Source organism: Xenorhabdus sp. PB30.3 (assembly GCF_963895965.1).
Classification (GTDB): Bacteria; Pseudomonadota; Gammaproteobacteria; order Enterobacterales; family Enterobacteriaceae; genus Xenorhabdus; species Xenorhabdus stockiae.
The window spans coordinates 1-4,885 of record NZ_CAWQMW010000058.1 but is presented as its reverse complement, the minus strand read 5'-3'; the positions used below and the strand labels follow the sequence as shown (position 1 = coordinate 4,885).

5 protein-coding genes are annotated in these 4,885 nt (G+C 35.7%); 3 read left to right on the top strand and 2 right to left on the bottom strand.

Annotated elements, in window-relative coordinates; translation table 11 throughout:
* Positions 1-88: 88 nt before the first annotated feature.
* Positions 89-1,594 carry an adenosylmethionine decarboxylase gene (speD, locus tag AACX38_RS04790; protein WP_228865813.1) on the top strand — a complete coding sequence of 502 codons (1,506 nt, stop codon included), beginning with the start codon at positions 89-91 and terminating at the stop codon, positions 1,592-1,594.
* Positions 1,595-1,709: 115 nt separating this feature from the next.
* Here the strand turns inward: speD and AACX38_RS04785 are convergent, their stop codons facing one another.
* Positions 1,710-2,213, bottom strand: coding sequence for a GNAT family N-acetyltransferase (locus tag AACX38_RS04785; protein WP_228865812.1), 504 nt, complete (start codon positions 2,211-2,213; stop codon positions 1,710-1,712).
* 206 nt (positions 2,214-2,419) lie between these two features.
* Here AACX38_RS04785 and AACX38_RS04780 point away from each other — a divergent pair, with 206 nt between their 5' ends.
* The gene (locus AACX38_RS04780) at positions 2,420-2,722 is read left to right on the top strand and encodes a nuclear transport factor 2 family protein (protein WP_339385658.1); all 303 of its coding nucleotides are present in this window, start codon (positions 2,420-2,422) and stop codon (positions 2,720-2,722) included.
* A gap of 43 nt (positions 2,723-2,765) precedes the next feature.
* Here the strand turns inward: AACX38_RS04780 and cycA are convergent, their stop codons facing one another.
* Positions 2,766-4,166, bottom strand: a complete 1,401-nt coding sequence (gene cycA / locus AACX38_RS04775) for a D-serine/D-alanine/glycine transporter (RefSeq protein WP_228859892.1) — start codon at positions 4,164-4,166, stop codon at positions 2,766-2,768.
* 379 nt (positions 4,167-4,545) lie between these two features.
* Here cycA and AACX38_RS04770 point away from each other — a divergent pair, with 379 nt between their 5' ends.
* Positions 4,546-4,752, top strand: coding sequence for a hypothetical protein (locus AACX38_RS04770; RefSeq protein ID WP_099120586.1), 207 nt, complete (start codon positions 4,546-4,548; stop codon positions 4,750-4,752).
* Positions 4,753-4,885 lie beyond the last annotated feature (133 nt).

Sequence of the window (4,885 nt, the reverse complement as noted above, 5' to 3'; positions counted from 1 at the left end):
TATTGATGTTGCTGGTAACTGAATTAATAGGTAATCATTTTTATTATATTATTGATATGAAGGACTGAAAGCCATATAAGAGATTAAAATGAATATACTCTGTACTATAAAAAATAATATGAAGTTAGAACAACCTATTGAAGTGCTGGAAAAGTTACTTTCTTATTTATATTTAGATGATTGTGTATCGAATAAAGAATTATCATTAAAAATAGGGTTGCCTATTCATCTCGTATCAGCATTTAAAAAAGAACTTATAAAATTAAATTTTGCGGATAATAAAGGGGTGTTTAAACTCAAATTAGAGGGTATTCAATATATTCAGAATGAACTTAATTACAAGCTTGTTGATTCTGAATTATATAATTCATTATCCTCAGAAGAGGCAAGTGAAAAATTTAAAGATGATTTAGCCGGTTTTCTTGCTCCTATATATGATAGCCGCCCTCGCGTCAATGTATTGTTGGATCAGGCTCATGCCACTTTGGATACATCTGTGCGTAGGGTAATGCTGTTACTCAAAAACCCGATAGTATTCAAACAAAAAATTCTTTTTTTAGGTGATGATGATTTGACATCTGTGGCTTTAATGATGGCTTTTAAAAAGCTGGGCCATTATGATAATAAAAATATTCATGTTAAAGATATTGATAAAGAGTTATTGGAATTTATTAAAGATGTAGCAATGAAAAATGGCTTTACGATTAATACTGAGTATTTAAATCTGAAGGAGCCAAATAAATATGTCAGATCATTCGACGTAATTTTAACAGATCCACCCTATACTTTTAGTGGATTAAAATTATTTTTGTCGAGAGCAATTAGCTTTTCTAAAAATGAGGGAAGTGAAATATTATTATCGTTTGGACAAAAAAAACCTAAAGAAAATCATGAGATTCAAAAACTATTTAGTGATCAGGATCTTTTTATCAAAAGTATCTATCCACAATTTAATAAATATTATGGTGGGAGTATTATAGGTAATGTCAGTGACTTATATATTCTTTCTGTCACAAAAAATACATATCCAACCATTTCAGGTAATGTTGATTATTCAAATAAAATATATACTGGAGAGATTAATCCACGTATAAAATTCTATCAATGTAAATCGTGTAACAACCGGTTGACGATTGGATATGGAAAAGACATATTAACCATAGAGCAGTTGATAGAGACAGGTTGTAACAAGTGTAACGGAACCAAATTTCAATATCAGGGGCAAGAAAAAATCCATTTGCCTGCAGATACAAGACAGTTTGGCACTCATATCATCATAGAAATGAAAAACTGTGAAAGTGACAAATTGAAATGTATATCAACTATTGAGAATATGATGGTTGATATTTCTCGTAAGTGTGAATTTGATGTTATTAATTACCATTTTCATCAATCGAAATCACGTGGTATCAGTGGAGCAATGATATTGGCAGGGTCACATTTTGCTATCCACACATGGCCAGAATATAGTTATGCTGCACTTGATTTGTTTATATATAGTGATTTTAATCATCATGATACTCTTATAAATCAGTTACAGAGCCAGTTAAATTCACAGGAATATGAGTGCAAAATATTGCAACGAGGTTTTTAATATAGTTCATGTCTGGCTGATAGATTATCTGGCCAGACATATAGAAAATAAATTGATTACAGCAAAGAAATATTTTTTCTTTTAAGAAAATAACTATTTTAGTCCTAATGGGACTTTATAAAACCTGCTCATTTATTAGAGACATATCCATAACATCGCAGTACCGCCCCTGTTTAAGGGCTGCTTTGCGCTGAATACCTTCCATTTCAAACCCAAACTTAGTATAAAGAGCAATTGCCTTTTCATTATCTGTGAAGACTTCCAGATCAATTCTGATGCAACCGAGCCAGTTGAAAACATAGTCAATAGCAAACGCCATCATTTCTGAGCCAATACCTCGGCCTGAATAATCAGAATCAATACCAATACCGAGGCTGATAACATGTTTGCGTCTTGGGTTGGGATAACTATATAACCCCAGAGTGCCAACAACGTTACTGTTTATTTCTGCCACGAAGTCGGATACACCCTGAATTCTATTATCCTTAAGACGCTCACGCCACATTTCAAGAGATGGGCATGGGCGTTGTAATGTATAGGTATAAACATCGGGATGACCAAAAATTCGCTGAAAATGCTCAGCATCTTCAGTTTCAGCAGATCTGATTTTAATTTTCATATATACCTCTCCTGAATTTGACTTTACTATAATTACCCGATAAAACATTAAATGTAAATATAATGTCTGAAAAATAAATAATATTGTTTTTTCTTAATTATTATAATCTAAGGGTATCAATGAATCAGGAAAATTCAGCCATACTTTCAATAATAAAAAACCTTGAAATTAGCCTGCATGGAGAAAAAAGATATGATATTAAATAGTTGAATAGTATCCTACATGATAATTTTCTGGAAATAGGGAAGTCTGGTAATATTTATACGAAGAAAATTGTGGTGAAATTTTTAAAAGAAGAAATAAATATTATTCCTCAAATTTTTTCAGAAGATTTTAATATGCAGGTTTTGGATAAAAATATTGTGTTGCTTACCTATAAATCTTATGAAGTGAATAAACGAGGGCAGTCATATAATGAAGCATTGCGCTCATCAATCTGGCAGTTATCCGCCTTGGGTGCATGGCAACTCAGATTCCATCAGGGAACAAAAATGGCGGATTCTCAGTAATATCCATAAGAAATGGCCCGGATTACGGGCCATTTTTCTCTAATCAGAGATGGGCTTTACGCCTTTTCACAACCTGATACCCGATCATTAAAATAATGAACCAGACAGGAGTCGCAATTAATGCCTGTCTGGTATCTGCTTGTAACGACAGAAGAACTATGACAAAAGCAAAAAAAGCCAGACAAACCCACGACATCACAATACCAAAGGGCATTTTGTAAACAGATGCTTTATGCAGTTCAGGACGGTGCTTCCGGTAGGCCAGATAGGAGCACAAAATCATACTCCAGATAAACATGAACAGAATGGCTGATATCGTTGTTACCAATGTAAAAACACGCATTACATCGGGAATAAAATAGATCAGAATAACGCCGCAAGAGAGGCATAAACAGGTAAAAATCAAACCTGATGCAGGAACTGAACGCCGGGAAAGTTGGCTGAACTGTTTTGGTGCATTTCTTTCCTTAGCTAAACCAAATAACATCCGGCTGGTAGAGAAAACCCCGCTGTTTGCTGAGGATGCAGCAGAAGTCAGTACTACGAAATTCACAATGCTGGCTGCGGCAGGTAACCCGATCAGAACAAACAGTTCTACAAAGGGGCTTTTATCCGCCACAATCGCACGCCACGGTGTAACTGACATAATGACAATTAATGCGAGTACGTAGAATGTAATAATCCGGACAGGAATGGCATTAATGGCTTTCGGCAGCGATTTCATCGGATTTTTGGTTTCTGCCGCTGCTGTTCCGACTAATTCAATTCCAACAAAAGCAAATATTGCGATTTGAAAGCCGGCAAAGAATCCGCTCAGTCCCATAGGGAACATGCCTCCATCGCCCCAGACATTGGAAAGGGAAGCGACATGCCCTGCGGGAGACTGGAAATGACTACCAATCAATACGCCACCAATGACAATTAAGGCAACAATGGCAACAATTTTGATCATCGCAAACCAAAATTCCAGTTCACCAAATAGTTTGACTGTTGCGAGATTCAGCGTCAGTAAAATCAAAACGCATAAAAGAGAAGTTGCCCATTCAGGGAAACCAGGTGCCCAATACCCAACATAAGAGGTAATGGCAACAACATCAGCAATACCGGTAATCACCCAGCAGAACCAATAAGTCCAGCCCACAAAAAAACCGGCCCATGGTCCCAGAAGGTCAGCTGCAAAGTCACTGAATGATTTATAATGCAAATTGGAAAGCAATAGCTCTCCCATTGCTCGCATCACGAAAAACAGCATAAACCCGATGATCATATAAACGAAAATGATCGAAGGCCCTGCAAGGGAAATAGTTTTACCTGACCCCATAAACAGGCCGGTTCCAATAGCGCCCCCGATAGCAATAAGCTGTATATGTCGGTTAGTCAGGCTTCGCTGAAGATGCGAGCCTTCAGTTTCAGGTGGGTGTGTGGGTTGTATATTTTCTTCCATAGTTGTATCCAATTTATTCTCACAGCATGGCCTTAATACCCTCAGGCTGTGTTTAAGACGCCATTGTGACATAGACAACTACATTATTAACAGAAGGAATTTACACGAAAAACCAATAGAACGTATTTTGAGCTAAATATTGATGGTTCTGTTTACTCATCCCAGTCCTCACTTTTATAAACACATATGTTGATGTTCTGTCTCTCAGCGGTGGCATGCTTTGGGATGATAAAGTTTACTTCCGACGGATTCATTATTCCAGAATTCAGGTATAAATATTGTTAGATGAAATTTAAAAATAGACCATTAATTAATCATATGGAAAAAGGAAAATAGCCAATGTAGTGTATAGGAGATAATATAAATAGGAGAATAAGACATGAGTAAATATATCGTCGTTTATAACGGTCTTGATAATAATGATGGAGTTTTAGTTAGCACTCAGATTGCTATAGATATTGATATGACGAAAAATTCGGCCGCTCAGTTTTTAACTATTCTGGAGGATAATGCACTTGTTCATGCCCAGGAGTTGGATGGTAATGTAACAAGAGTTTCTGTTATTGGTATTTATACTTTGTCATAAATAAGTATTAAAATAGAACAGGCATAGCATAGAATCTATTTAGCAAGTTCCATCAGGTTGGTAGCGATGCCTGTTTAAGATTAATATTACAAATAACCTTAAAAATAGATAATTAATCAATTATTCAATCAGT